Consider the following 24,164-nt stretch of genomic DNA (forward strand, 5'->3'; position numbering starts at 1 on the left):
AACACTTAGTAGATACTAATATTTTACCACTATATACGCATATACGCAATACACAATATTAGAATTTGTGCAAAAAATAAAGCCATCACTGGCTTCTGAGGATTTTGGGTGTCAAACTTCCGAGTTTTCCGGTGAAATCAAGTGGCAGGAAAAATTTTCACACAAGCTTGTTAAGACGGAAGGCCGGTCGGATCCGTTCTGTATTTGAAATTAAACAGTGGAATCGACCGTCGCTCTATTGATTTTTCACAATGAAAATCCTAATATAATAAATAGACTTTGTGCATTTTGTGTGGTTTTCGCCAGTGAAAACTTCACAGTTGTTAACAGTGTCATAATCTTGTTAGGAGGGAATTTTTCATGATTAAGAGAAAAATGAAAACCATGGATGGTAACCATGCTGCTGCTCATGCTTCTTATGCATTCACAGAAGTAGCTGCCATGTATCCCATCACCCCTTCATCTGTAATGCCTGAAGCAACAGATGAGTGGGCGACTGCCGGACGTAAGAATATGTTCGGTGAGCCTGTACAGATTACAGAGATGCAGTCTGAGGCCGGCGCAGCAGGTGCTGTACACGGTTCTCTGGCAGCAGGTGCAATGACTACGACCTACACCGCATCTCAGGGACTTCTTCTGATGATCCCGAATCTGTATAAGATCGCCGGTGAAGGACTTCCCGGAGTATTCGATGTATCTGCACGATGCGTTGCTACTCATGCCCTGAACATCTTCGGTGACCATTCCGACGTATATGCATGCCGTCAGACCGGTGTAGCTATGCTTTGCGAGTCTTCCGTACAGGAAGTTATGGATCTGACTCCGGTAGCTCATGCTTCCGCCCTGAAGGGTCATGTTCCTTTCATTAACTTCTTTGATGGTTTCCGTACCTCTCATGAGATCCAGAAGATCGAGACATGGGACGAGAAGAACGGATATCCGGAACTTCAGGATATGATCGACCGCGATGCTTTGAAGGCATTCAAGGAGAACGCTCTGAACCCGAATCATCCGAAGGAAATGGGCTCCGCTCAGAACCCTGACATCTTCTTCCAGACCAGAGAAGCCTGCAACACTTATTATGATGAACTTCCTGCAATTGTTCAGTCTTACATGGACAAGATCAATGAGAAGATCGGTACAGACTATAAGCTCTTCAACTACTATGGACCGAAGGATGCCGAGCAGGTAATCATCGCTATGGGCTCCGTTTGCGAGACCATCGACGAGACCATCGACTACCTGGTTTCCCGTGGAGAGAAGGTCGGCGTTGTTAAGGTACGTCTCTATCGTCCTTTCTGCGCAGATGCTCTTATTGCTGCAATTCCTGACACTGTTAAGAAGATTTCCGTTCTGGATCGTACCAAGGAGCCGGGATCTGAGGGCGAGCCTCTCTACCTCGATGTTGTAGCAGCTCTGAAGGGTAGTAAGTTTGATCAGGTTCCTGTATTCTCAGGCCGTTACGGACTGGGTTCCAAGGATACTACTCCGGGACAGATCATTGCTGTATATAGAAACAACGAGAAGAAGAAGTTCACCATCGGCATCATCGATGATGTTACCAACCTTTCTCTTGATGTTAAGGAAAATCCGGTTACCACACCTGAGGGAACGACCAACTGTAAGTTCTGGGGTCTGGGCGCTGATGGTACCGTAGGTGCCAACAAGAACTCCATCAAGATCATTGGTGATAACACAGACATGTATGCTCAGGCATATTTCGATTACGACTCCAAGAAGTCCGGTGGTGTTACCATTTCTCACCTGAGATTTGGTCACAAGCCGATCCGTTCTACTTATCTGATCAGCCAGGCAAACTTCGTAGCATGTCATTGCCAGGCTTATATCTATAAGTACAACATGGTTCAGGATCTGGTTGACGGAGGCACCTTCCTCTTCAATACCCAGTGGACTCCTGATGAACTGGATGAGAAGCTTCCGGGACAGGTAAAGCGTTACATCGCACAGCATCACATCAACTTCTACATCATCGATGGTGTTAAGATCGGTAAGGAGATCGGACTTGGCAAGAGAATCAATACCGTTCTTCAGTCCGCATTCTTCTCCCTGACCAAGCTCATCCCTGAGGAGCAGGTACTTCAGCTGATGAAGGACGCTGCAAAGGCTTCCTACGCAAAGAAGGGTGATAACGTTGTAAAGATGAACTGGGATGCAATCGATGCAGGTGCTACTGCATATCAGAAGATTGATGTTCCGGCATCCTGGGCTGACTGCAAGGATGATGATCTGACCGAGAAGATCGATGAGACCAGAGGAAATGCAGACCAGATCAAGTTCGTTAAGGATATCCAGAGTAAGGTCAACGCTCAGCAGGGTAACACCATTCCTGTATCTGTTGTTAAGAACTATGTTGATGGTTCTACTCCGAGCGGTACTTCTCAGTTCGAGAAGCGTGGTGTCGCTACCGATGTTCCGGTTTGGGATGCTGCTAAGTGTATCGAATGTAACCGTTGTTCTTATGTCTGCCCTCATGCAGCAATCCGTCCGGTTGCTCTGACCGCAGAAGAAGATGCAGCTAAGCCGGAAGGCATGGTTACAAAGGATCTTACCGGAAACAAGGATTACAAGTTCGCAATTGTTGTATCCGCTTACGATTGTACCGGATGCGGCTCCTGTGTAAATGTATGCCCGGCTAAGGAAAAGGCAATCGCTCTCAATGACTTCGAAGCAAACAGAGGAGAACAGGCATTCTTCGATTATGCTGAGACTCTTCCGGTCAAGGAAGACCTTGTTGAGAAGTTCAAGCTGAATTCCGTTAAGGGATCTCAGTTCCGCAAGCCTCTGATGGAATTCTCCGGCGCTTGCGCAGGCTGTGGTGAGACTCCTTACGTTAAGCTGATCACTCAGCTCTTCGGCGATCGTATGTACATCGCAAATGCAACCGGATGTACCTCTATTTGGGGTAACTCTTCACCTTCGACTCCTTACACCATGAATGCTCAGGGTCATGGCCCGGCTTGGTCTAACTCCCTCTTCGAGGATGCAGCTGAGTTTGGTTATGGTATGCTTCTGGCTCAGAGAGCAGTTCGTGATAAGCTGGCTGACAAGCTGGATCAGCTTGTTGCTTCTACCGGTGATGCAGCTCTTACCAGTGCCGTAAAGGATTGGAAGGACACCTTCAATGATGGTGTTGCAAACCAGCTGGCTACCGAGAAGGTCGTAGCAGCTCTTGGTGAGCTTTCCAATGAGGAAGCTAAGGAAGTTCTCGTTGAGAAGGATTTCCTGTCCAAGAAGTCTCAGTGGATCTTCGGTGGTGATGGATGGGGCTACGATATCGGATTCGGCGGTCTCGATCATGTCATCGCTTCCGGTAAGGATGTCAACATTCTTGTTGTAGATACCGAAGTTTACTCCAACACAGGCGGACAGTCCTCTAAGGCTACCCCGATCGGTGCAGTAGCAGAGTTCGCTGCCGGCGGTAAGCAGACCAAGAAGAAGGATCTCGCTTCCATCTGCATGTCCTATGGATATGTATATGTAGCTCAGATCGCTATGGGTGCAGATATGAACCAGGCTGTTAAGGCAATTGCCGAGGCTGAGGCATATCCGGGACCTTCTGTCATCATTGCATATGCTCCTTGTATCAACCATGGTATCAAGAAGGGCATGAGCAAGGCTATGACCGAGGAAGAGCTGGCTGTTAAGGCTGGTTACTGGTTCAACTTCCGCTTCGATCCGTCCAAGGAATCCAACAAGTTCACTCTGGACTCCAAGACTCCGACCGACGACTACAAGGAATTCCTTGCAGGTGAGAACCGTTATGCATCCCTGACCAAGTTCCATCCGGATACTGCAGAGGTACTCTTTGCAAAGGGTGAAGAAGGATCCAAGGAGCGTTATGCTTACCTGAACAAGCTGGTTAGCCTTTATGCTGACTGATCTGTTTTCCTGAAATAAGACGGAGAGATTTTTCTCCCCGCTTCATAGAAAATGAGGTCGAAGGGCCCTGCGAATTTTCGCAGGGCCCTTTTTTTACCCTTATTTCATTTTCGGCCTACTTTACATCAGAAAAGTGAAATGTTAAACTATGAGTTAATATTAGATCCTTTTATATGAGGAGAGAAAGATGACGGAAGAGTTTGAAACAAAGGAAGCTAAAGATTCCGGGGAAGATGAGCTTTTAAAACAGATCGATGCCTTTCGGGAAAAGGCAATGCAGCTGACCAAGCTGATTGGTGTTCGTGAGCGGAAAGTCAAGGAACTGGAAGCTTTGGTAAGAGCAAAAGAAGCAAAGAACCAGGAGCTGCAGGAGTCTCTGATCAAGAAACAGCAGGAGGCAGATTCCCTTGTTCTCGATGTCAATCGTAAGGTTGATGAAATGATGACCCAGGTGAATGCAACCATGGGCAGTATTGAGGAGAGAATTTCCAACCAGGTAGCAGGCAATGAGGAAAATGCGGCACAGCAGACGCAGGCCGTGCAGGATAGTCTTAGCGGCGTCAAGGAGAATCTGACAACAGTTTCCGAAGGGCTGGGTTCTATTAAGGATGAACTTTCGGAGAAGGTTCATTCGGAGAATGTCAAAGTCTATCGGAATATTCAGGATCTTCTGACAGAAATGGCCAGTAGAGAAGAGGATCAGAATCTGGAAGAAAAGCACTTCCGTTCGATCCGGGGAATCAATCTTTTCTCATTGATTCTGAACATTGTCAATGTAGGTGCTTTTGTAGTCCTCTTTCTTTATCTCATGGGCTACATTTCATTCTAAGATTCAATCGTTTGATGCGATCATTCAGGCTGCAAGGGGGAACTCATGCAGCCTTTCTTGTTCTTTGATCCATTGGGAAGTAAGGGAGCCATTCCAAGCTTAAGATATCAGAAAGAGGGCATATATGGAAAAGCAGGAGAAGAAACCGGTCTGGGTGATCGGCCACAAGAATCCGGATACGGATAGTATCTGTGCAGCGATCAGCTATTCTTATTTTAAAAACCATTCCGGGGACGGCCAGACCTATATTCCAAAGAAAGCCGGGAAATTAAACGGTGAGAGCCGATATGTCCTCAGCCGTTTTTCCGTCCCTGAGCCGGAAACGGTTACGGATGTCTCCACTCAGATCAAGGATCTCTCTTTCCGAAAGAATGCCGGCATCGACAGTCACTATTCCCTGAAGAAAGCCTGGACCCTGATGCGGACATTGGATGTCGTAACCATGCCGGTCGTAAGCCGGGATGGTTTTCTCGAAGGAATTATCAGTAACAGCGACATTGCCTATTCCTATATGGATGTGATCGACAATCGCATCCTGAGCCGGGCCAGGACTCAGTATTTGAATATCATGGAGACCTTGCAGGGGAGTATTCTTTCCGGTAACGACCATGCCTATTTTGTCAAAGGCAAAGTTGTGGTAGCCGCCGGATCCGAGGAGAGGATCCGACAGGATATTCTGGCAGATGACCTCGTTATTGTCGGCAATATCCGGGACCGGATCCAGACCGTTCTCGAGCAGAACCCTTCCTGTGTGATCATCACCGGATCTTCCAGGGAAAATGTAGACCCGGATGTCATTCTCATGGCCGGCGCGATTCAGTGTGTCCTGATTGTAACGGAATTCGATTCCTTTACTACAGCGCGGCTCATTAATCAGAGTATGCCGATTCGTTCGGTCATGACCAAGGATCACTTTATTTCCTTTGAACTTGATGATCGTGTGGATGATGTCCAGGAACAGATGTCCAAGGTCCGTCACCGTGACTTCCCGGTTTTGGACCAGCAGCACCGCTATATCGGTATGGTCTCCCGGCGAAATCTCCTGGATGCTCAGAAGAAAAAGGTCATTCTGGTGGACCATAATGAGAGATCCCAGGCAGTCGACGGAATTGAGGAAGCTGAGATCCTTGAGATCATCGATCATCACAGACTGGGATCTCTGGAGACCATGCAGCCGATCTATTTTCGAAATCAGCCGCTGGGATGTACCAATACCATCATCTATCATATGTTCCGGGAAAAGCAGCTTCCCATTCCGGAGAAGATCGCAGGGATTATGCTTTCTGCTATTCTTTCGGATACCCTGATGTTCCGCTCGCCGACTTGTACACCCATGGACGAAGAAGCTGCAAGGGCCCTGGCAAAAATTGCAAATGTGGATATCGAAGAGCTGGCAGTTGCCATGTTTGAGGCTGGTTCTGATTTTACAGGGAAAACGACCGAACAGATCCTCTATACGGACTTCAAGATCTTCTATTCGGGCGAAGTCTCCTTTGGCGTCTCCCAGGTCAGCGCCCCGACCAGGCGGCAGCTGGATTCCATCCGGGACGGCTTACAGGAGTATCTGAAGACGGTTCAGGCAGATAAGAATCTGGATATGGTTTTTGTTATGCTGACGAATATTTTGGAAGAAAGTTCTGAGCTCCTCTATACCGGGAATGATGCAGAGCGGATCATTCAGTCGGCATTCTCCGAGAAAGTGGAGAATCGAGAAGGAAGGATTTATCTGCCCGGTGTCGTATCCCGGAAAAAGCAGATGGTCCCTCCGATTATTGAAGCGATTCAGAGAGAGTCCTGATCGGCTGATGGAAAGAGAAAGGAAATTGACGTGAAGATTACAATGAAGGCCGGGAATATGCTCTATCCCTTGCCTGCGGTTCTGGTATCAACCCGTGGAAGGGATGGCAAGGATAACCTTCTGACTGTGGCATGGACCGGGACAATTAATACCAATCCGCCCATGGTCTATATTTCTGTCCGGAAATCGAGATATTCCTATCAGGCTCTTCATGAGACCGGTGTCTTTGTCATCAATCTGACAACGGAGGATTTGGCAAGGGCTGCCGATCTCTGCGGCGTAAGAAGCGGGCGGGACTTGGATAAGTTTGCATATTGCGGTCTCCATAAGGAGGAAGCGGATCAAATTGATGCTGCTCTTGTTGAGGAGAGCCCGGTCAATATCGAATGTCGGGTGACTGAGGAGAAAGAGCTTGGATCTCATGTCATGTTTCTGGCCGAAGTCCTGGCTGTGCATGCAGATTCGGCATATATGGATGAGAAGGAGACTTTCCATCTGGAAGAAGCGAAACCGATCGTCTATTCTCATGGAAGCTATTTCAGCTTAGCAAAGGAACTGGGAAGGTTCGGTTACTCGGTCAGGAGAAGGAAAAAAGCAGATCCGTTAGATCAGAAGGGCAAGCCAAAAGCCTCAGGCAAGCCAAAAGCATCAGGCAGGCCGAAAGCCTCAGGCAAGCCAAAAGCATCAGGAAAGCCGAAAGCCGGGAAAACAGGAAAGACAGGAAAAAGAAAGGGAAGTAAATGACGATTCAGGAAGAAGCGCACCGCATGAAATTGACATCGCCTTTCATGGCGGCCAGTTCAAAAGAGACCAGGGACCGGGCTCTGGCAGAGATCAAAAAGGCCCTTGTCTTGGGAAAGAATGAGATTTTTGAAGCCAATCGGGCGGACCTGGCTCGGGCCGAGAAGGAAGGCGTGAAGGATTCCGTGAAAAAAAGACTTCGCTTCGATGAGAAGAAGCTGTCCGATGTCCTGGCCGGGATCGATCAATTGATGACCCTTGTGGACCCCATCGGAAAAGTCCTTTTGGACCGGCAGTTGGATCAGAAGCTGGAACTTCGCCGTATCCAGGTTCCGATCGGTGTCATCGGCGTCATCTTCGAGGCCAGGCCGGACGCCCTGGTCCAGATCTCCTCTCTTTGTATTAAGAGTGGAAACTGTGCTATCTTAAAGGGCGGAAAGGAAACCCGGGAGACGAACCGGATCCTCTTTTCTCTCATAAAGGATGCAGTTATTACTGCCGGTCTGCCGGAAGGCTGCCTCTTTCAGGCAGAAGCGCATAGTGAGATCGATGAGCTTCTCCGGTGCGACAAGGATGTGGATCTCTTGATACCGAGAGGTTCCAATGCCTTTGTCTCCTATATCATGAATCATACCCGGATCCCGGTCATGGGCCATGCCGACGGTGTCTGTCATACTTATGTGGATCGGGACGCAAAATTAGACCAGGCCGTTCGAATTCTCGTGGACGCCAAGACCCAGTATGCAGCGGCTTGCAATGCCACAGAGACCATTCTGATCGACCGGCAGATCGCTTGGCAGATCTTTCCAAAATTAAGTGAGGCATTCCGAAAGGCCGGGGTCAGGGTCCGTGGCAATGCAGAGACGCTCTCGGCTTTAAAAGATGCAGATTTTCTTCTGGCAGAGGATCCCCTCATGGAAGAGGAGGAGTATCACAAGGAATATCTGGATTTTATCGCATCGGTCAAGTTGGTGGATAATGTCAAGGAAGCCGTGAATCACATTAATTGTTACGGCTCTCATCACACAGATGCCATCCTGACCGAGAACGATGAGACAGCTTCTTACTTCCTTCAGATGGTGGATTCGGCCGGTGTTTACCGGAATTGTTCCACCCGTTTTGCCGACGGTTTCCGCTATGGCTTTGGCGCCGAGGTCGGGATTTCGACCAGTAAGCTGCATGCCCGCGGCCCGGTTGGACTGGAAGGCCTCATGACCTATAAATATGAACTTCTGGGGCATGGCCAGATCGTTGGAGATTATGCAGACGGGAAGGCCAGTTTCCATTTCAAGGATCTGTTATAAATAATTTTTTAGATTACTGGAAGGGTAATTCGTATGAAGATCGCACTGATACAGATGCAGATGTCCATGGACAAAAAAGTGAATTTCAAGAGAGCCATGGAGAATATTGAGGATGTCTGCCTGAACGGAACTGAGCTGGTCCTCTTTCCCGAGGCTCAATTGACTCCCTTCTTTCCTCAATATCCGGCGGCTATGCTGGAAGGAATGGGTATTTCGAAGACCGCTTTCTCCATTCCGGAGGATGACGACAGAATCAAGGCTTTTTCGGACAAGGCGAAGGAGAAAGAGATCTATCTGGTCCCGAACTTCTATGTGAAGACCAAAGAGGGCAGACTCTTCGATCGTTCTTATATGATGGATCCACAGGGCGAGATCCTGGGAAGCTCGGACATGGTCAATATTTATTCGGCAGAAAATTTCTTCGAGAAGGACTATTATGAGCCATCGGAAAGCGGTTTTCGGGTTTATGACACGCCCTTTGGCAGGATCGGGATTGTGATCTGCTTTGACCGTCATCTGGCGGAGTCGGTACGTTCCTGCGCTCTTCAGGGAGCACAGATGGTTTTGATCCCGGCTGCCAATGTCAAGTCGGAACCCTTGGATGTCTTTGAGGCGGAGCTTCGAGGCCAGGCTTATGAGAACAATGTCTTTATTGCCATGTGTAACCGGGTCGGACAAGAGGATGCCATGGATTTTGCCGGACAGTCCATAGTCATCGATCCCGAGGGCCAGATCATTGCAAAAGCCGGGGACGGGGAAGAAAATCTCCTTTTGGATATCGATCTTGGAATGGCCATCCGGTCCAGAAACAAGAGACCTTATCTAGGCTTTATAAGGCCGAATGCAGCAGTTTACCACATGGCAGGAGAATTTACGGATCCGGCACTTCCAAGCCCAAATACCCTTTATCTTGCCATGGCCGATTACGACAAGGGCGACCCCATGCGGATCCAGCATTTCACTAAGGTCTGGACCTATGCCCGCCTGATCGGTCTCGGGGAGAATCTGACGGCAGAAGAGGAGACCATTCTTGAGACCGCGGCCATCGTTCATGATATAGGGATTCATAAGGCGGAGAAGGATTTCGGCTCCAGTGACGGCAAGCTTCAGGAGAAACTCGGACCCATGGAAGCAGAAAAACTCTTGAAATCTCTTCTTTATCCGCCCAGAATAATAGAGAGAGTATGTTTCCTCGTCGGCCATCACCATACTTATGATAAGATTGAGGGAAGGGATTATCAGATCCTGGTGGAAGCGGATTTCCTAGTGAATATCTATGAGGATAAGCTTCCGAAGAAGGCTGCGGAGACGGCTTATCAGAAGATCTTTTGTACCGAAACGGGAAAGCGGCTTTTCAGACAGATGTATCCGAAAGAAGGCTGGCGAGGAGATCGAACGGATGAATAATTCCGGAAGACAGTGTTAGTTCAGAAAGAAGCAAAGCCATGAAAGCAAGTGCAAGCGCAGTTATTGAAAAGCATCCGATCGCTCTTGTTTCAAAAAGCGAAGCAGAAGCTTTTGCCAGGGAAGAAAGACGGGAAACCGACCTTTTAGAGAAGGCAGCTTCCAACAAGACGGCAGTCCGTTTGTTTGAAAGGAAGAGACGGCAGCTGATCATTGAAAGAGTGGGCAGAGATGTTCTGGATTCGAAACTTTTTGAAAAGGCCCGGACACAGATTCACCACTATAACAATACGGTAGCCGGGCATACCATGGAAGTCAGCGAGGTTGGTCTGCATATCGCAGAATTACTGGAAAAACACGGGATCCGTGTGAATAAGGAAGAAGTGATCCGGATCACCCTCCTTCATGATTTCGGCATCATCGGCCGCCATGAGAAGTTTAAGAACAATTTTGTTACCAATTTTCAGCATCCCAAGGATTCGGTTCAGGAGGCACTGAAGATCTATCCGAACCTGTCGAAGAAGGAACAGAAAAATATAGCCCGCCATATGTTTCCCTCCACTTTTATGTTTCCGACCAATCGTGAGGGCTGGATCCTGATTGCTGCCGATAAGATCGCATCTCTCCATGATGTGCAGAGACGTTTCTTTCATAAGAAAAATCATATGATGGAGGAACAGCATGCATGAAAAGATGACGGCAGAGAATAAAACGGCCACCAGAAACAGTGTCGGACGTTTATTGTTTGCCCTAATCGGAATTTCTCTTCAGATCGCCCTGATTGTTTCCTTCTTTAATATCTTAAACGGCCGCTGGAGCTGGGTCCGGGATATGACCGAGGTCTTTAGTCTGGTACTGGTCCTTTTGATCTATGGCCAGCATAAGACCAGTGCCATGAAGACTCCCTGGATCATTTTGATCCTGGTTCTTCCGGTGTTCGGTATTGTCATGTATCTTCTGGTCGGCTTGAACGGATCGACTTTTATCATGCGAAAACGCTATGAGGCAGTCGATCAGAAGCTGTTGCCGCATCTCCATAAGGACCCATTGGCCGATGAACTCTTAAAGGAAAGGCATCCTTCCTTAGCCGGTGTCAGTTCCTACCTAGAAAATGTTGCCGGATTTCCAACCTATCAGAATACGAAAGTCAAATTTTTTCCGGAAGCTTCGGCCGGTCTTTTAGCCATGAAAGAAGACCTGCGATCGGCCAGGCACTATATTTTCATGGAATATCATGCCATCGAAGACAAGGAAGCCTGGAAGGGCATCGAAAAGATTCTTGTGGAGCGGGCAGGGCATGGTGTGGACGTCCGGATCTTTTATGATGATATGGGTTCGATCGGCTTTCTGGACGGACGCTTTATCAAGCGGATGGAAGCACATGGGATTCACTGCCGGGACTTCAATCCGGTCATGCCCGGTTTGAATGTCTTTCTGAATAACAGAGACCATCGGAAAATTACAGTCATTGACGGTGAAATTGCTTATACCGGCGGATATAATCTGGCGAATGAGTACTTTAATATCACACATCCCTATGGATACTGGAAGGACACAGGGATCCGTCTGGAGGGAGAAGCAGTAAAGAGCTTTCTGGTGATCTTTCTGGAAAACTGGAATGCCATTAAAAACCAGAAACTCGAGGATACCGAGGGAGACATTGCCCGCTATATAGAGGTGGCCAATCGGGAAGAAGAGACCATTGAAAAACGTGAGGAGAGGCGGGCAGAGAAAGAGATCGAAGAGGGCAAATTTCCGGAAATTTCCAAAGAGGGATTTATCCAGCCCTATTCCGATAATCCGATCGATAATGAAAATGTGGGAGAAAATGTTTATATCTCCCTGATTGAGCAGGCAGAGCAGTACTGCTGGTTTATCACGCCATATCTTATTATCACGGATGAGATGAGTCATGCCCTTTCCCTGGCGGCCAAACGGGGCGTTGATGTCCGGATTATTACGCCCGGTATACCGGATAAGAAGCTGATCTATCAGATCACGAGGTCCTATTACAATGGATTAGCCCGGAATGGTGTAAGGATCTTCGAATACACACCCGGCTTCTGCCATGCCAAGATGTGCGTTACGGATGATGTGGCAGCAACGGTAGGAACCATAAACCTTGATTACCGGAGTCTCTATCATCATTTTGAGGACGGATGTCTCATCATAGAAGATCCGGTCGTGGGAGAGATCCATGAGGATTTCTTAAATACCATGGAAGAGTGCCGGGAAGTGACGGAATTCTATAAGACGGGACGAAGCAATAGCTTACGTCTCTGGCAATTGTTCTTACGACTCTTTGCGGAGCTTCTGTAGAGCTTTCTAGAATTCGAATGTTGGATTCGCATGGAAGGGCAAAGCTTGCATGATAAAAGCTTGCATTATAATAGAATAGGGAAAGAAGAAAGATTATGAAAACGAAAATTTACATCGACGGACAAAGCGGAACCACAGGACTGGAGATCTATGAAAGGATCGGAAAGAGGTCAGATCTGAACCTTCTTCGCATTGATGAGGACAAGCGCCACGACCTGTCGGAACGGAAAAAATTCCTGAATGCTGCGGATCTGGTCTTCCTTTGTCTGCCGGATGAAGGAGCCAGAGAAGCGGTTTCTCTGATTGAGAATCCGGATGTCAAAGTCATAGACGCTTCTACCGCCCATCGGACGGCGGATGGCTGGACCTATGGATTTCCTGAATTGTCAGAGGAACAGCGTGAAGCGATCCGGACATCCAAAAGGGTTGCCAATCCGGGATGCCATGCGACCGGACTGATTTCTTCAACGGCTCCTTTGGTCCGACTGGGCATTCTGCCCAGGGATTATCCTCTGACCTGCTTTTCCCTGACCGGTTATTCGGGCGGCGGTAAGAAGATGATCCGGGACTATGAGACCGAGCCGGTTCGAAGGGAGCTTCAGGCACCCGGTATCTATGGCAGGTCCCTCCATCACAAGCATCTCCCGGAGATGCAGAAGATCACGGGCCTTGTATATCCGCCGGTCTTCCTTCCGGTCGTCGATGACTATTACCGGGGGATGGCCGGAACGATTCTTCTGGAGAACCGCCTCTTAAATGGTAAGCCATCGGCCAGAGAGATCCGGAATATTTTGGCGGACTATTATAGAAATGCGCATTTCCTTTCGGTTCGCCCCTTCGAGGATGATCCTGGCACGGTCTACGCCAATGCCCTTATCCATACCAACCGTCTGGAACTTCTTGTTTCCGGAAATGAAGACCAGACAGTGATCACTGCACTTTTTGATAATCTTGGCAAGGGTGCGAGCGGGGCAGCGGTTCAAAATATGAATATCATGCTGGGACTTCCGGAAGAAACCGGTTTGGAATAAGAGAAAGGAAAATATCGTGAAGTTTATTCGACGAAAGAGGAACCTGCTTCTTCATCTTAATATGGCATTTGTCGGAGGCGGCTGTGCGATCTATGCCATTATGCTGCGGGGAAATTTCGGACAGGCACAGACAGCCAATCTGACTGACCTTGTGATCCGTGTCATTCTCGGAGATAACTGGTTTGAAGTTTTCTATCGTTTTATGGCCTTTCTTCTTTTTATGACTGCTTTGGCCATCAGTCATGCCATGAAATGGTTTTTAAAACCGGTCCGGGTGGAGATGATCTGCTTTCTTGTGGAATTCGCCTGCATTATGATCACCGGACTTCTGCCGGCAGAGATCCCTGATATGATGGGGCTTTGGCCCATTTTCTTCATGACAGGCTTTCAATGGGGCGTATTTGCCGGAGCAGAAGGATTTAACTGTTCTACGATTTTCTGCTCCAATAACTGTAAGCAGGCCTTGTTTGGCTGGATGGATTATTTTGCAGATCATAAAAGACGAAGCTTTGAACAGGGCCGATTCTATACGGCAACCGTCATTTTCTTCTATTGCGGTGCTGTCTATCTCGGTATTTTGACTCACTGGCTTGGCATACGCTCCTTTTTCTTCCAGATTCTTCCGCTTGCGTCGGCTGTTTCTCTTTGGGTCCTTACAGGAAGCCAAAAGACTGCCGAAAAGAAACCCTTCACGGAAGGACCTCAGAACTACCGCAAGGGTGTTTCTGAGTTGTGATTGATTTTAACTGTGTGGCAAATGACACTCGTATTCCTGAAAATTTCATTGACTAAAAGAGAACTATCATTATGAATAAAAGCAGACTTACTGAGGGAGATCCGCTTTCTATTATTATAAAATTCACACTTCCGCTATTGATCGGAAATGTCTTTCAGCAGCTTTATAATATGGCGGATACGATTATCGTCGGGCAATTTGTCGGACAGAATGCCCTGGCTGCCGTCGGATCCACAGGTACCATCATGTTTTTGATCCAGGGTCTGGCCAATGGCTTTTCGTCCGGCTTTACTGTGATGACATCGCAGCGGTTCGGCGCTGAAGACAAGGAGGGGACAAGACGGTCCGTCTCCAATGCCCTTATCATGTCGACGGTCGTTATTCTGATTCTTACGATCGTAAGCACAAGCTCTATGCATGCCATACTGAATCTTTTGAATACGCCGAAAGAGATCTATCAGTATGCCTATGATTATATTTTTGTGATCTGCGCCGGCCTCTTCTGCACGGTTTATTACAACCTTTTTGCCGCGCTTCTAAGAGCCGTCGGGAATTCCAGGGTCCCTTTGATCTTTCTGGTCTTTTCGGCCTGCTTAAATGTAGGGCTTGATCTGCTTTTGATCATTCAATTCTCGATGGGTACCCGTGGAGCAGCTGTTGCGACAGTCGTCTCGCAGGGCATTTCGGCGATCCTCGAGGCGGTCTACATTTTCCTTCGTCTTCCGGATCTCCATATGCCGAAGGATTTTTATCGGATGAATTACAAGATGGCCAGAAGCCAGCTCGTGGTCGGCCTGCCTATGGCGCTGCAGTTTGGTATTACAGCATCCGGCACCATGATTCTCCAGGCCGGGATCAATACATACGGAGCGATCGCTGTTGCAAGTTATACGGCAGCCAGCAAGGTACAGAACCTGCTTTGCCAAGGCTATATGTCCCTGGGCCAGACCATGGCTGCTTATACCGGGCAGAATTACGGGGCCGGGAAAGTGGGCCGGATTCATGGCGGTGTCCGGGCTGCGATGAAGCTCGATGTGGTCTATTCGATCATTGTCGGATGTCTGGCTCTCCTCCTTCTCCGTCCGGCCATGTATCTTTTCTTCGATGCCGGGACAAATATAGACCGGCTCATGCCTTATGCCTGGCCCTATATGATCGCCAGCGTCATTTGTTTCATTCCTCTGGGCATGATCTTCATTTTCCGAAATACCATGCAGGGTGCAGGCTATGGCCTGATGCCCATGCTGGGAGGAGTTGTGGAACTCTTTTGCCGGATGGCTTTTGCCGTTTCTTCTATGCTGACCGGGATCTACATTCTGGTTGCCATGTCGGATGCATCCGCCTGGGTTGGGGCAGGCCTCTTTACTTTCCTGGCCTATCGTAAAATCATCCGGCAAGTGGACCAGAAGTTTCAAATTGAGAGATGTTGAAGTAAATAAAAGAAGGAATTTTCATTATGAATGGTGTAAAAAGAACCCTGACCTACCTCCATCCCTATCGGAGGCAGGCGATTCTTGCGCCGACATTCAAGCTCTTAGAGGCCCTGATGGATCTCATCACCCCTTTGATTGTCGCACAGATCATTAACCAGGGGATCGCTAAAGACAACTTTTCCCTTGTAGTCCGTTGCTTTCTGCTGCTTCTTCTTCTGGCAGCAAGCGGAATGGGCTTTTCTTTTACGGCCCAGTGGTTTGCAGCCAGAGCCAGTGTCGGCTGTACGACCGGCCTTCGTCAGGCCCTGTTTGATCATATCGAAAATCTGTCTTATACAGAGCTCGATACCATGGGAACCGACACCCTGATCACCCGGATGACAAGTGATATGAACCAGGTCCAGAACGGCTTGAATCTGGTTCTTCGCCTTCTCTTAAGAAGCCCCTTTATTGTTGTCGGCGCAGTGATCCTGTCCTTTACTGTCAATGTCAAGGCAGCCCTTGTCTTTGTTGTTACGGTTCCGGTTTTAAGCGTGGTCATCTTCGGCATTATGGCAGCATCCATTCCCCTCTATGCCAAGACTCAGGGTGCCCTGGACCGCTTATTGGGAACGACCCGGGAGAATCTGACCGGTGTCCGTGTCATACGTGCCTTCCATCATGAGAAGGATGAGGTAGAAGAGTTTGACCGCGAGAATCAGGCCCTGACGAAAATAAATGAATTTGTCGGTCGTCTGTCAGCTCTCATGAATCCTGCAACCTTTGCCATTGTCAATATCGCTACGATCCTTCTGATCCGTGTCGGCGCTGTCCAGGTCAATCATGGAAATATGGCCCAGGGCGATGTCGTTGCTCTCTATAATTACATGGCTCAGATCATTATTGAACTGATCAAGCTTGCCAGCCTGATCATCAATATCAACCGTTCTATTGCCTGCGCAGATCGGATCAACAAGGTTCTGTCTGTAGAATCCTCGATGCAGTATCCCTATCCGAAGAAAGAGACAGAAAGGAAAAAAGACACAATCGGGGACCATACAGAAGATCACGATGCAGACGGCCAAAGGATGGCGGAAAAAGAAAATGCGGTAGTCTTCGACCATGTCTCTTTTGCATATGCGGGAACCGGAGAAGATGCACTTTCAGAGATTAACTTTACTGTAAAAAAAGGCCAGACCATCGGTGTCATTGGAGGAACCGGCTCCGGTAAGTCCACTCTTGTCAATTTGATCCCCCGTTTCTATGACGTAAGTAAAGGTAAGGTCCTGGTCCAGGGGCAGGATGTCAGAGATTATCCGAAGGGACAACTGATCCAAAAGATCGGAATGGTTCCCCAGAAGGCTGTCCTCTTCGAAGGAAGCATCCGGGATAATCTTCTTTGGGGAAATGAAAATGCATCGGAGGAAGATCTCTGGAAAGCCATTGAAACGGCTCAGGCTTTGGAAGTGGTTCAGGGAAAAGAGGGCGGTCTGGATGCCTTCGTGGAACAGAACGGAAGAAACCTGTCCGGTGGCCAGCGTCAGCGTCTGACCATTGCCCGGGCTCTGGTTCGAAAACCGTCGATCCTTATCATGGACGATTCTTCCAGTGCTTTGGATTTTGCAACGGATCTCTCTCTTCGAAAGGCTATCCACGGTCTGGAAGGGGAGATGACGGTCTTTATTGTTTCCCAGAGAACTTCCAGTGTTCGTTCTGCTGATCAGATCATTGTCTTAAATGACGGTCAGATGGTCGGACTCGGAAGTCATGATGAGCTGATGAAGAATTGCCGGGTCTATCAGGAGATCTATTATTCTCAGTTCCCGGATGAGAAACCGGCTGATTGGAAGGAGGCAGAGTGATGGCAGAGTCTAAACAGAAAATGATGAACAATAAGAAAGCGGATTCTTCCAGCATGGAAGTCCTGAAAAAAGTCTTACGAGTCATTTCTCACTATCGTTTTCTTCTGCTTCTGAGCGTGATTCTTGCAGCAGTGACGGTGGTTCTCCAGCTCTATATCCCCATCCTTTTCGGTAATGCCATCGATCTGGTCTTAGGACCGGGGAAAGTTCGTTTCCAACCGATGAGATCGCTTTTCCTTCGGATCCTGATTTTGATCCTTCTTACGGCTGTATTGACCTGGCTTATGAACCTGATCAATAACCGCCTGACCTATCGGACGGTACAGGATATCCGGTCCAAGGCCATTCGAAAGATCCAGACCTTACCTCTTTCCTATTTGGATTCCCACAGCACCGGAGACATCGTACAGCGTGTGATCGCTGATGTGGACCAGTTATCGGATGGCCTTTTGCTGGGATTCACCCAGCTTTTCTCCGGCCTGGTCATGATCTTTGTGACGCTTGGCTTTATGTTTTCAAAGAACATAGAGATCACTTTCATGGTTCTCCTTCTGACACCGGTCAGCTTCCTGGTTGCCAAATTTATTTCCGGACGATCCTATAAGCTCTTTCGGAAGCAGACGGAGGTTCGGGGCAAACAGACAGCTTTGATCAATGAAATGGTAGGAAATGAGAAGGTTGTGAAAGCTTTCGGTCATGAGAAGAAGGCTTCTGACCAGTTCCGCATTTTGAATGAAGACCTGCAGAGTGCATCGGAGAAGGCAATTTTCCTTAGCTCTCTAACCAATCCTTCGACCAGAGCCGTCAATAATGTGATCTATGCTCTGGTGGCTCTTGTCGGTGCCGGTATGATCCTGGCCGGTCGTCTGACGGTCGGAGGGCTGACCGTGCTTCTGACCTATGCAAACCAGTATATGAAGCCCTTTAACGATATCAGTTCCGTGATCACAGAGCTTCAGAATGCCATGGCCTGCGCCCAGAGGATCTTCGAATTGATCGAATCCGATTCCGAGAGCCCGGATCCCAAGGCCTTGCTTCATCCCTGGCTCTATGAGGAGGGAAAGGATAGAGAGCATGCCATCGGCGCGGTCGATATTTCTCATGTAGCCTTCTCTTATGATAAGTCGAAGAAGTTGATCGAAGACTTTAACTTCCATGCAGACCCGGGGATGAAGATCGCTATTGTCGGCCCAACCGGCTGCGGCAAGACCACTTTCATCAATCTTCTGATGCGTTTCTATGATGTCGATCAGGGATCGATCTCGATCGACGGGCAGAAGATCAATGAAGTCAGCCGGGGATCTTTGCGGAAGAATTACGGCATGGTCCTGCAGGATTCCTGGATCAAGAACGGAACCGTGCGGGAGAATATCGCCTTCGGAAAGCCGGATGCCAGCGATGAAGAGATCATCCGCGCAGCAAAGGAGGCCCACAGCTATGAATTTATCCGCCGTATGCCAAAGGGTCTCGACACCATGATCAGTGACGAGGACCTGTCCCAGGGTGAGAAACAGCTTCTTTGCATCAGCCGTGTCATGCTTCTGATGCCGCCCATGCTGATATTGGATGAGGCAACGTCATCCATCGACACCCGGACAGAGCTTCTGATCCAGTCTGCTTTCGATAAGCTGATGCAGGGCAGGACCAGCTTCATCGTTGCCCACCGTCTGTCGACCATTCGAAATGCAGATGTGATCCTCGTTATGAAAGACGGCCGGATCATTGAGCAGGGCAGTCATGATGAACTGATGAAAAAGGGCGGCTTCTATACCAGTCTCTATAATTCGCAGTTTGCGGGAGTGGAAATATAGACCGGGGCAAAGATGGCCCCAAAGATCGATCCGGCCTTACGGCAGGTCAAGCTCTGGGCTTGAAAGTTAAAGTACTCTTGTGTTAAGATGTTCTTCGTGTGTTCGAAACCATCCACACGGTAAACAAAACTATGGAGAACATGGAAATGAAAAACAAAAAAGCACTTTACATCACCCAGGCAGCGATGATTGCGGCACTCTACGTCGTACTGACCGTCTTCATCAATGCTTTCAATCTGGCAAGCGGAGCGATTCAGGTAAGAATCTCCGAAGCGCTCTGCATCCTTCCGGTTTTCACACCGGCAGCAATTCCCGGCCTCTTTATCGGATGCCTCTTAGCCAATCTCGTGACGGGGGCTATGATCTGGGATATCATCTTCGGATCTCTGGCAACCCTTCTCGGTACCATCGGTACCTATTATCTCAGAAAGACGAAGTTTGCATTCACCCTTCCCCCGGTGATTGCTAATATGATCGTTATTCCGCCGGTTCTCATGCTGGCTTATCATGTACCGGATGCCTGGTGGTTTTTGGCCATCACAGTCGGACTTGGAGAAGTGATCTCGGTATGTATCCTGGGATTCCTTCTGAAGAAGGTCCTCTGGAACTTCCGCTATCAGATCTTCCGTTTGGAAGAGGGAGTTTAAAACTCAAAAGAATAAAAGAAAGAAAAAAGTAAATAGATGGTTTTAAAAAAGAGTGTGTGAAAACATTCGTTTTCACACACTCTTTTTCTTATTGTACCAGAATCTCCATCAGACTGGCATAGACATCTTCATATCGGGCCCGCCAGTTGTAGCAGATGGCGTCTGCCTCTGCCTTGGTGGACACATTTAAGGTGAGAGAAATCAGAACCCGCTCTTCCTGACTGACAGAGAGATGAACACTGTAGCCGCCTCCCAAAGCCCGGTCATAGATGGCAGTAATATTGTTTTCGCTCTGCATCTTTTGACCCCTGGCCTTGAAATAGTCCGCAATGTCCTGGCGGATGGCCGGTGTGATCCGATCCTGGAACATAGAAAGGGTCTTCTTGCCTTCCTCTGTAATAGAGTAGAGGACCTTGGTATGGTCCTTTTTGCCGCTGATATAACGGTTTCCTTCCAGACCATGAATGATCTCCTGGATCGAGAAGTAGTCTGTGTACTTTCGTTCCGTAAAAAATTCCGTAATTTGTGTTCCAGACATGGAAAAGCCGGCACGCTGCAATAATTCGAGCACCGTCATTTTATAGATCATATCCGGTTCTGCCATGAAATATAGACCTCCTTATTCTTTGACATGTTCCATCACTGCTTTGGCGACCATTTCGGAAACCTTGGGATCAAAAGCTTCGGGCATGATATTGTCTTCCGACAGCTGATCTTCCGGGACAAGAGATGCAATGGCTTCTGCAGCAGCCAGTTTCATTTCTTCTGTGATCTCTCTGGCATGGGCTTCCAGGGCACCCTTGAAGATCCCGGGGAAAGCAACAACATTATTGACCTGATTCGGGAAATCGGATCGTCCGGTACCGACGACACGGGCGCCTGCCTCCTTGGCAAGATCCGGCATGATCTCCGGTGTGGGATTGGCCATGGCAAACAGAATGGCATCATGGTTCATGGATCGGACCATATCCTGACTTACGATCCCGGGAGCAGAAACGCCGACGAAGATATCCGCATTGCGAAGGGCATCGGCCAGGCTTCCGGTCTGTCCGGATAAGTTCGTGACCTCCATCATTTTCTCCTGCATCCAGTTCAGATCCTTGGATTTCCTGGAAAGAATACCGGATTTATCACACATGGTAATGTCCTTGAAACCATAGCGGAGAAGAAGCTTAGTGATGGCAACGCCGGCAGATCCGGCGCCATTGACAACGATCTTACAGTCTTCTTTCTTCTTACCGACGACCTTCAAGGCATTGATAATGCCTGCCAGGACAACAATGGCCGTTCCGTGCTGGTCATCGTGGAAGACCGGAATATCCAGTTCCTTTTTCAGGCGTTCCTCGATCTCAAAGCAGCGGGGAGCAGAGATGTCTTCCAGGTTGATTCCGCCGAAGGTCGGAGCTATGGCCTTGACAACAGCAACGATCTCATCGGGATCCTGTGTATCGAGACAGATCGGAAAGGCATTGATGCCGCCGAATTCCTTAAAGAGAACGGCTTTTCCTTCCATAACAGGCATGGCTGCCTCTGGCCCTATATTTCCAAGGCCAAGCACTGCGGAACCATCGGATACGACAGCAACGGTATTCGCTTTTAAGGTATAGTGATAAACTTCGGCAGGATCCTTTGCAATGACCCGGCAGGGGGCTGCGACGCCCGGTGTGTAGGCGAGTGCCAGATCTTCTCTGGTCCTTACATGGGCCTTGGGCTCCGTAGAAATCTTACCATTCCATTGGCGATGAAGTTCCAGTGCTTTTTCATCATTTGTCATAACACACCTCCACTCTGAGTTGAAATCTTATGAAATGAATGTCACTTCTCTTTTGGCACTCATTTATGAAATTGCCTTGTGCATTCATACTGTCTCATCATAGCATTGAAAAAAAGAATGGGCAAGGCGGGAGAGAGAGTATAAAAAGCAGAGAAACAGGAACGATTCACTTGCCAAAATCCATCAGAGTGCTTGTTGAGAATTGGATTTTTTGCTATATTAAATGTAAGTAGAAGGTGTGCGGGATCGTAGAATGATTCCCTAGACAAAGCAGTTTCTACTCTCATATGATCGGCAAAATGATCCAAAGATCATGACGCAAAGCTATAGGGCCTTCACATGGCAGCCAGTTGCAACGAAAACGGGGTGTAGTGTCTTTGCGCGTTTTATCTTCAGAAAAACTGCACCGGAATCAGGGCGCAGTTTTTTATTTGTGGATAATGTGGATCATGATTCGGATTGTGATTCATGATTCATATAGCATAGACCTGTTCCCGGCAAATGTTAATTTAGCAAAAGGATAACTCCACAGAAATTTTAGATTTTCCGATGAAGGAGGAGCATCATGGGTAAGAAGAACCAGAATAGAAGGGAAGACCGCCGGAGGTCCGGGCTCTCTAAGGGAACTGCTGCGGCTGCAGGAGTTGCACTGGGCGGAGCCATTCTCTATACCCAGGGGAATATGGTTTATGCAGAAGAAATGCAGAGCAAATTTGAGAATTCGCAAGAGGCCCTGGAACCTGCCAGCGAATCCGCCAGTGAGTCTGTGCTGCCTTCTTCAGAAAATAGTCTGAGGGGGGGGTCAAGAGTCCACTAGTAATGATACTGCATCTGCCAGCCAGAGCCTTTCTGTCAGTACCAGTGATTCTGCAAGTCTTAGTGCATCCCTCAGTCAGTCTCAGTCGGAGTCTGTCTCAATAGCCAAATCAGAATTCTTAAGTATGAAGGAATCTGAGGGAAAATCTGAATTTATCCGTCACAGTGAATCCACATCCAGTAGTCTGTCTACTTCCGCTTCTGAATCCGAGGCATCGGCATCGGAAAGTGCGTCAGAGTCAGAATCTACGGCTCTTGGAAGTATGAGTAATTATCGGAGGTATCAGGACTATGAAAAACTCTTCAAAGAGGGGCTGAAACAGCAGAGAACCAGCCAGAGTTTCTTTGATAACATTATTTCTCAAGTTAGGGAGAAGTTTATAGACAATATTGATACTCGATATATTTGGCGCGGTCGGCGACAAGACTATCAAGCATATCTGAAGATGTGCAATGTCTATAACTACATTTATGGAAATGATGAATTTATAGATACTATACCAACGGGATTTTGGTGGAACCCAGAAAAAGAAGTTACACTTGGTCAGAAGGCCAACTACACTGCGGTACGGCATGATGAAGATCTGCAGCCGATATCCACAAGTGATAAGGTAATAGTTGATAGTAGAGATGAGGATGTCAGTAGTCATTCATCGAGTGATTACTCTGCAATCAAACCTCACAATATTAGCTTAACAACGGAAATAAAAAAAGAATTCATGAGATCCTGGTATGCAGAGGATCATCGTGGTCAGGGAAGGGGTGCAGCTCTTCAAGGGCAGTACTATTATAAATATATAAGTGAACAGAGTGTTAGTGGACATAAAGAATATGAGATGGAAGAGACTCCGACTCCTACGACAGATTTGCTAGATGGTCAGAAGTATTTCATCCCCTATGCCATTAAATATGAGGAAGATGGCTATCCCATCCATATGGATTTTTATCTCTTTACCTGGGATGCAAAAACTCAAAGATTTCGGCCGGATACAAGCACATATGAATCGGAATATGCTTCGACATCTGCTTCTGAGTCTGCTAGCCAGAGTGAGAGTTTGTCAATTAAAACAAGTGAAGCAGAAAGTGAGTATGAGAGCAAGAGTCAGTCTGAGAGTGTAAGTATGTCCAGGTCGGCGAGCGCAAGTACGTCGGAGTCCATCAGTGCAAGTACTTCCAAGTCCGCGAGTGCAAGTACGTCGGAGTCCATTAGTGCAAGTACTTCCAAGTCAGCGAGTGAGTCTGTAAGCGGATCTCAGTCCGCGAGTGCAAGTACGTCGGAGTCTATCAGTGCAAGTACTTCCAAGTCAGCGAGTGAGTCTGTAAGCGGATCTCAGTCAGCGAGTGCAAGTACGTCGGAGTCCATTAGTGCAAGTACTTCCAAGTCAGCGAGTGCAAGTACGTCGGAGTCCATCAGTGCAAGTACTTCCAAGTCAGCGAGTGAGTCTGTAAGCGGATCTCAGTCAGCGAGTGCAAGTACGTCGGAGTCCATCAGTGCAAGTACTTCCAAGTCAGCGAGTGAGTCTGTAAGCGGATCTCAGTCAGCGAGTGCAAGTACGTCGGAGTCTATCAGTGCAAGTACTTCTAAGTCCGCGAGTGCAAGTACGTCGGAGTCCATCAGTGCAAGTACTTCCAAGTCCGCGAGTGAGTCTGTAAGCGGATCTCAGTCCGCGAGTGCAAGTACGTCGGAGTCCATTAGTACAAGTACTTCCAAGTCCGCGAGTGAGTCTGTAAGCGGATCTCAGTCAGCGAGTGCAAGTATGTCGGAGTCCATCAGTGCAAG

The 24,164-nt window shown here is 48.2% G+C and carries 17 protein-coding genes, 1 pseudogene and 1 riboswitch; of the genes and pseudogenes, 16 read left to right on the forward strand and 2 right to left on the reverse strand.

Annotation, left to right across the window (positions count from 1 at the left end):
- Positions 1–363: 363 nt before the first annotated feature.
- The 14 genes from nifJ (at position 364) to ACKX2L_RS11155 (ending at position 19,794) form a co-directional block, all read left to right on the forward strand.
- Positions 364–3,900, forward strand: coding sequence for a pyruvate:ferredoxin (flavodoxin) oxidoreductase (gene nifJ, locus ACKX2L_RS11090; RefSeq protein WP_497550738.1), 3,537 nt, complete (start codon positions 364–366; stop codon positions 3,898–3,900).
- Between the two features lie 187 nt (positions 3,901–4,087).
- Positions 4,088–4,729: a hypothetical protein gene (locus ACKX2L_RS11095; protein ID WP_497550731.1), complete on the forward strand. Its 642-nt coding sequence runs from the start codon at positions 4,088–4,090 to the stop codon at positions 4,727–4,729.
- A gap of 124 nt (positions 4,730–4,853) precedes the next feature.
- Complete coding sequence (locus tag ACKX2L_RS11100) at positions 4,854–6,527, forward strand: putative manganese-dependent inorganic diphosphatase (protein ID WP_497550730.1); 1,674 nt, start codon at positions 4,854–4,856, stop codon at positions 6,525–6,527.
- 30 nt (positions 6,528–6,557) lie between these two features.
- Entirely contained in the window at positions 6,558–7,271 is a 714-nt protein-coding gene (locus ACKX2L_RS11105; RefSeq protein ID WP_497550729.1) for a flavin reductase family protein, read from the forward strand.
- Positions 7,268–8,572, forward strand: a complete 1,305-nt coding sequence (locus ACKX2L_RS11110; protein ID WP_497550728.1) for a glutamate-5-semialdehyde dehydrogenase — start codon at positions 7,268–7,270, stop codon at positions 8,570–8,572. Before ACKX2L_RS11105 ends, ACKX2L_RS11110 begins: the two co-directional genes overlap by 4 nt.
- Positions 8,573–8,605: 33 nt before the next feature.
- Positions 8,606–9,979 (forward strand): nitrilase-related carbon-nitrogen hydrolase, encoded by a 1,374-nt coding sequence (locus ACKX2L_RS11115; RefSeq protein WP_497550727.1) that lies wholly within the window; start codon positions 8,606–8,608, stop codon positions 9,977–9,979.
- 38 nt (positions 9,980–10,017) lie between these two features.
- The gene (locus ACKX2L_RS11120) at positions 10,018–10,665 is read left to right on the forward strand and encodes an HD domain-containing protein (protein WP_497550726.1); all 648 of its coding nucleotides are present in this window, start codon (positions 10,018–10,020) and stop codon (positions 10,663–10,665) included.
- Positions 10,658–12,295, forward strand: coding sequence for a phospholipase D-like domain-containing protein (locus tag ACKX2L_RS11125; RefSeq protein ID WP_497550725.1), 1,638 nt, complete (start codon positions 10,658–10,660; stop codon positions 12,293–12,295). The genes ACKX2L_RS11120 and ACKX2L_RS11125 overlap by 8 nt, the downstream gene beginning before the upstream one ends.
- Before the next feature lie 95 nt (positions 12,296–12,390).
- The gene (gene argC, locus ACKX2L_RS11130; protein WP_497550724.1) at positions 12,391–13,326 is read left to right on the forward strand and encodes an N-acetyl-gamma-glutamyl-phosphate reductase; all 936 of its coding nucleotides are present in this window, start codon (positions 12,391–12,393) and stop codon (positions 13,324–13,326) included.
- 16 nt (positions 13,327–13,342) lie between these two features.
- Positions 13,343–14,062 carry a YoaK family protein gene (locus tag ACKX2L_RS11135; RefSeq protein ID WP_497550723.1) on the forward strand — a complete coding sequence of 240 codons (720 nt, stop codon included), beginning with the start codon at positions 13,343–13,345 and terminating at the stop codon, positions 14,060–14,062.
- Positions 14,063–14,133: 71 nt separating this feature from the next.
- Positions 14,134–15,492 (forward strand): MATE family efflux transporter, encoded by a 1,359-nt coding sequence (locus ACKX2L_RS11140; RefSeq protein ID WP_497550722.1) that lies wholly within the window; start codon positions 14,134–14,136, stop codon positions 15,490–15,492.
- 26 nt (positions 15,493–15,518) lie between these two features.
- A complete protein-coding gene (locus tag ACKX2L_RS11145) occupies positions 15,519–17,336 on the forward strand; it encodes an ABC transporter ATP-binding protein (RefSeq protein ID WP_497550721.1) in 1,818 nt (605 codons plus the stop codon).
- 20 nt (positions 17,337–17,356) lie between these two features.
- Positions 17,357–19,147 carry an ABC transporter ATP-binding protein gene (locus ACKX2L_RS11150; protein WP_497550737.1) on the forward strand — a complete coding sequence of 597 codons (1,791 nt, stop codon included), beginning with the start codon at positions 17,357–17,359 and terminating at the stop codon, positions 19,145–19,147.
- 146 nt (positions 19,148–19,293) lie between these two features.
- Complete coding sequence (locus ACKX2L_RS11155; RefSeq protein ID WP_497550720.1) at positions 19,294–19,794, forward strand: QueT transporter family protein; 501 nt, start codon at positions 19,294–19,296, stop codon at positions 19,792–19,794.
- An 88-nt stretch (positions 19,795–19,882) separates the two neighbouring features.
- On the opposite strand, the gene ACKX2L_RS11160 is transcribed toward ACKX2L_RS11155, so the two are convergent.
- Entirely contained in the window at positions 19,883–20,398 is a 516-nt protein-coding gene (locus tag ACKX2L_RS11160) for a DUF4364 family protein (protein WP_497550719.1), read from the reverse strand.
- Between the two features lie 15 nt (positions 20,399–20,413).
- Positions 20,414–21,568 (reverse strand): NAD(P)-dependent malic enzyme, encoded by a 1,155-nt coding sequence (locus ACKX2L_RS11165; RefSeq protein WP_497550718.1) that lies wholly within the window; start codon positions 21,566–21,568, stop codon positions 20,414–20,416.
- A 283-nt stretch (positions 21,569–21,851) separates the two neighbouring features.
- Positions 21,852–21,926, forward strand: a riboswitch (cyclic di-GMP riboswitch).
- A gap of 207 nt (positions 21,927–22,133) precedes the next feature.
- On the opposite strand from ACKX2L_RS11165, the gene ACKX2L_RS11170 reads away from it, so the two are divergent.
- Positions 22,134–22,385, forward strand: a complete 252-nt coding sequence (locus ACKX2L_RS11170; RefSeq protein WP_497550717.1) for a hypothetical protein — start codon at positions 22,134–22,136, stop codon at positions 22,383–22,385.
- A gap of 718 nt (positions 22,386–23,103) precedes the next feature.
- A pseudogene (locus ACKX2L_RS11175) lies at positions 23,104–24,164 on the forward strand (hypothetical protein); the annotation flags it as partial.

This window comes from Porcibacter vitabionis (genome assembly GCF_046263795.1).
In the GTDB taxonomy this organism is placed as follows: Bacteria; Bacillota; Clostridia; order Lachnospirales; family Lachnospiraceae; genus Lachnocurva.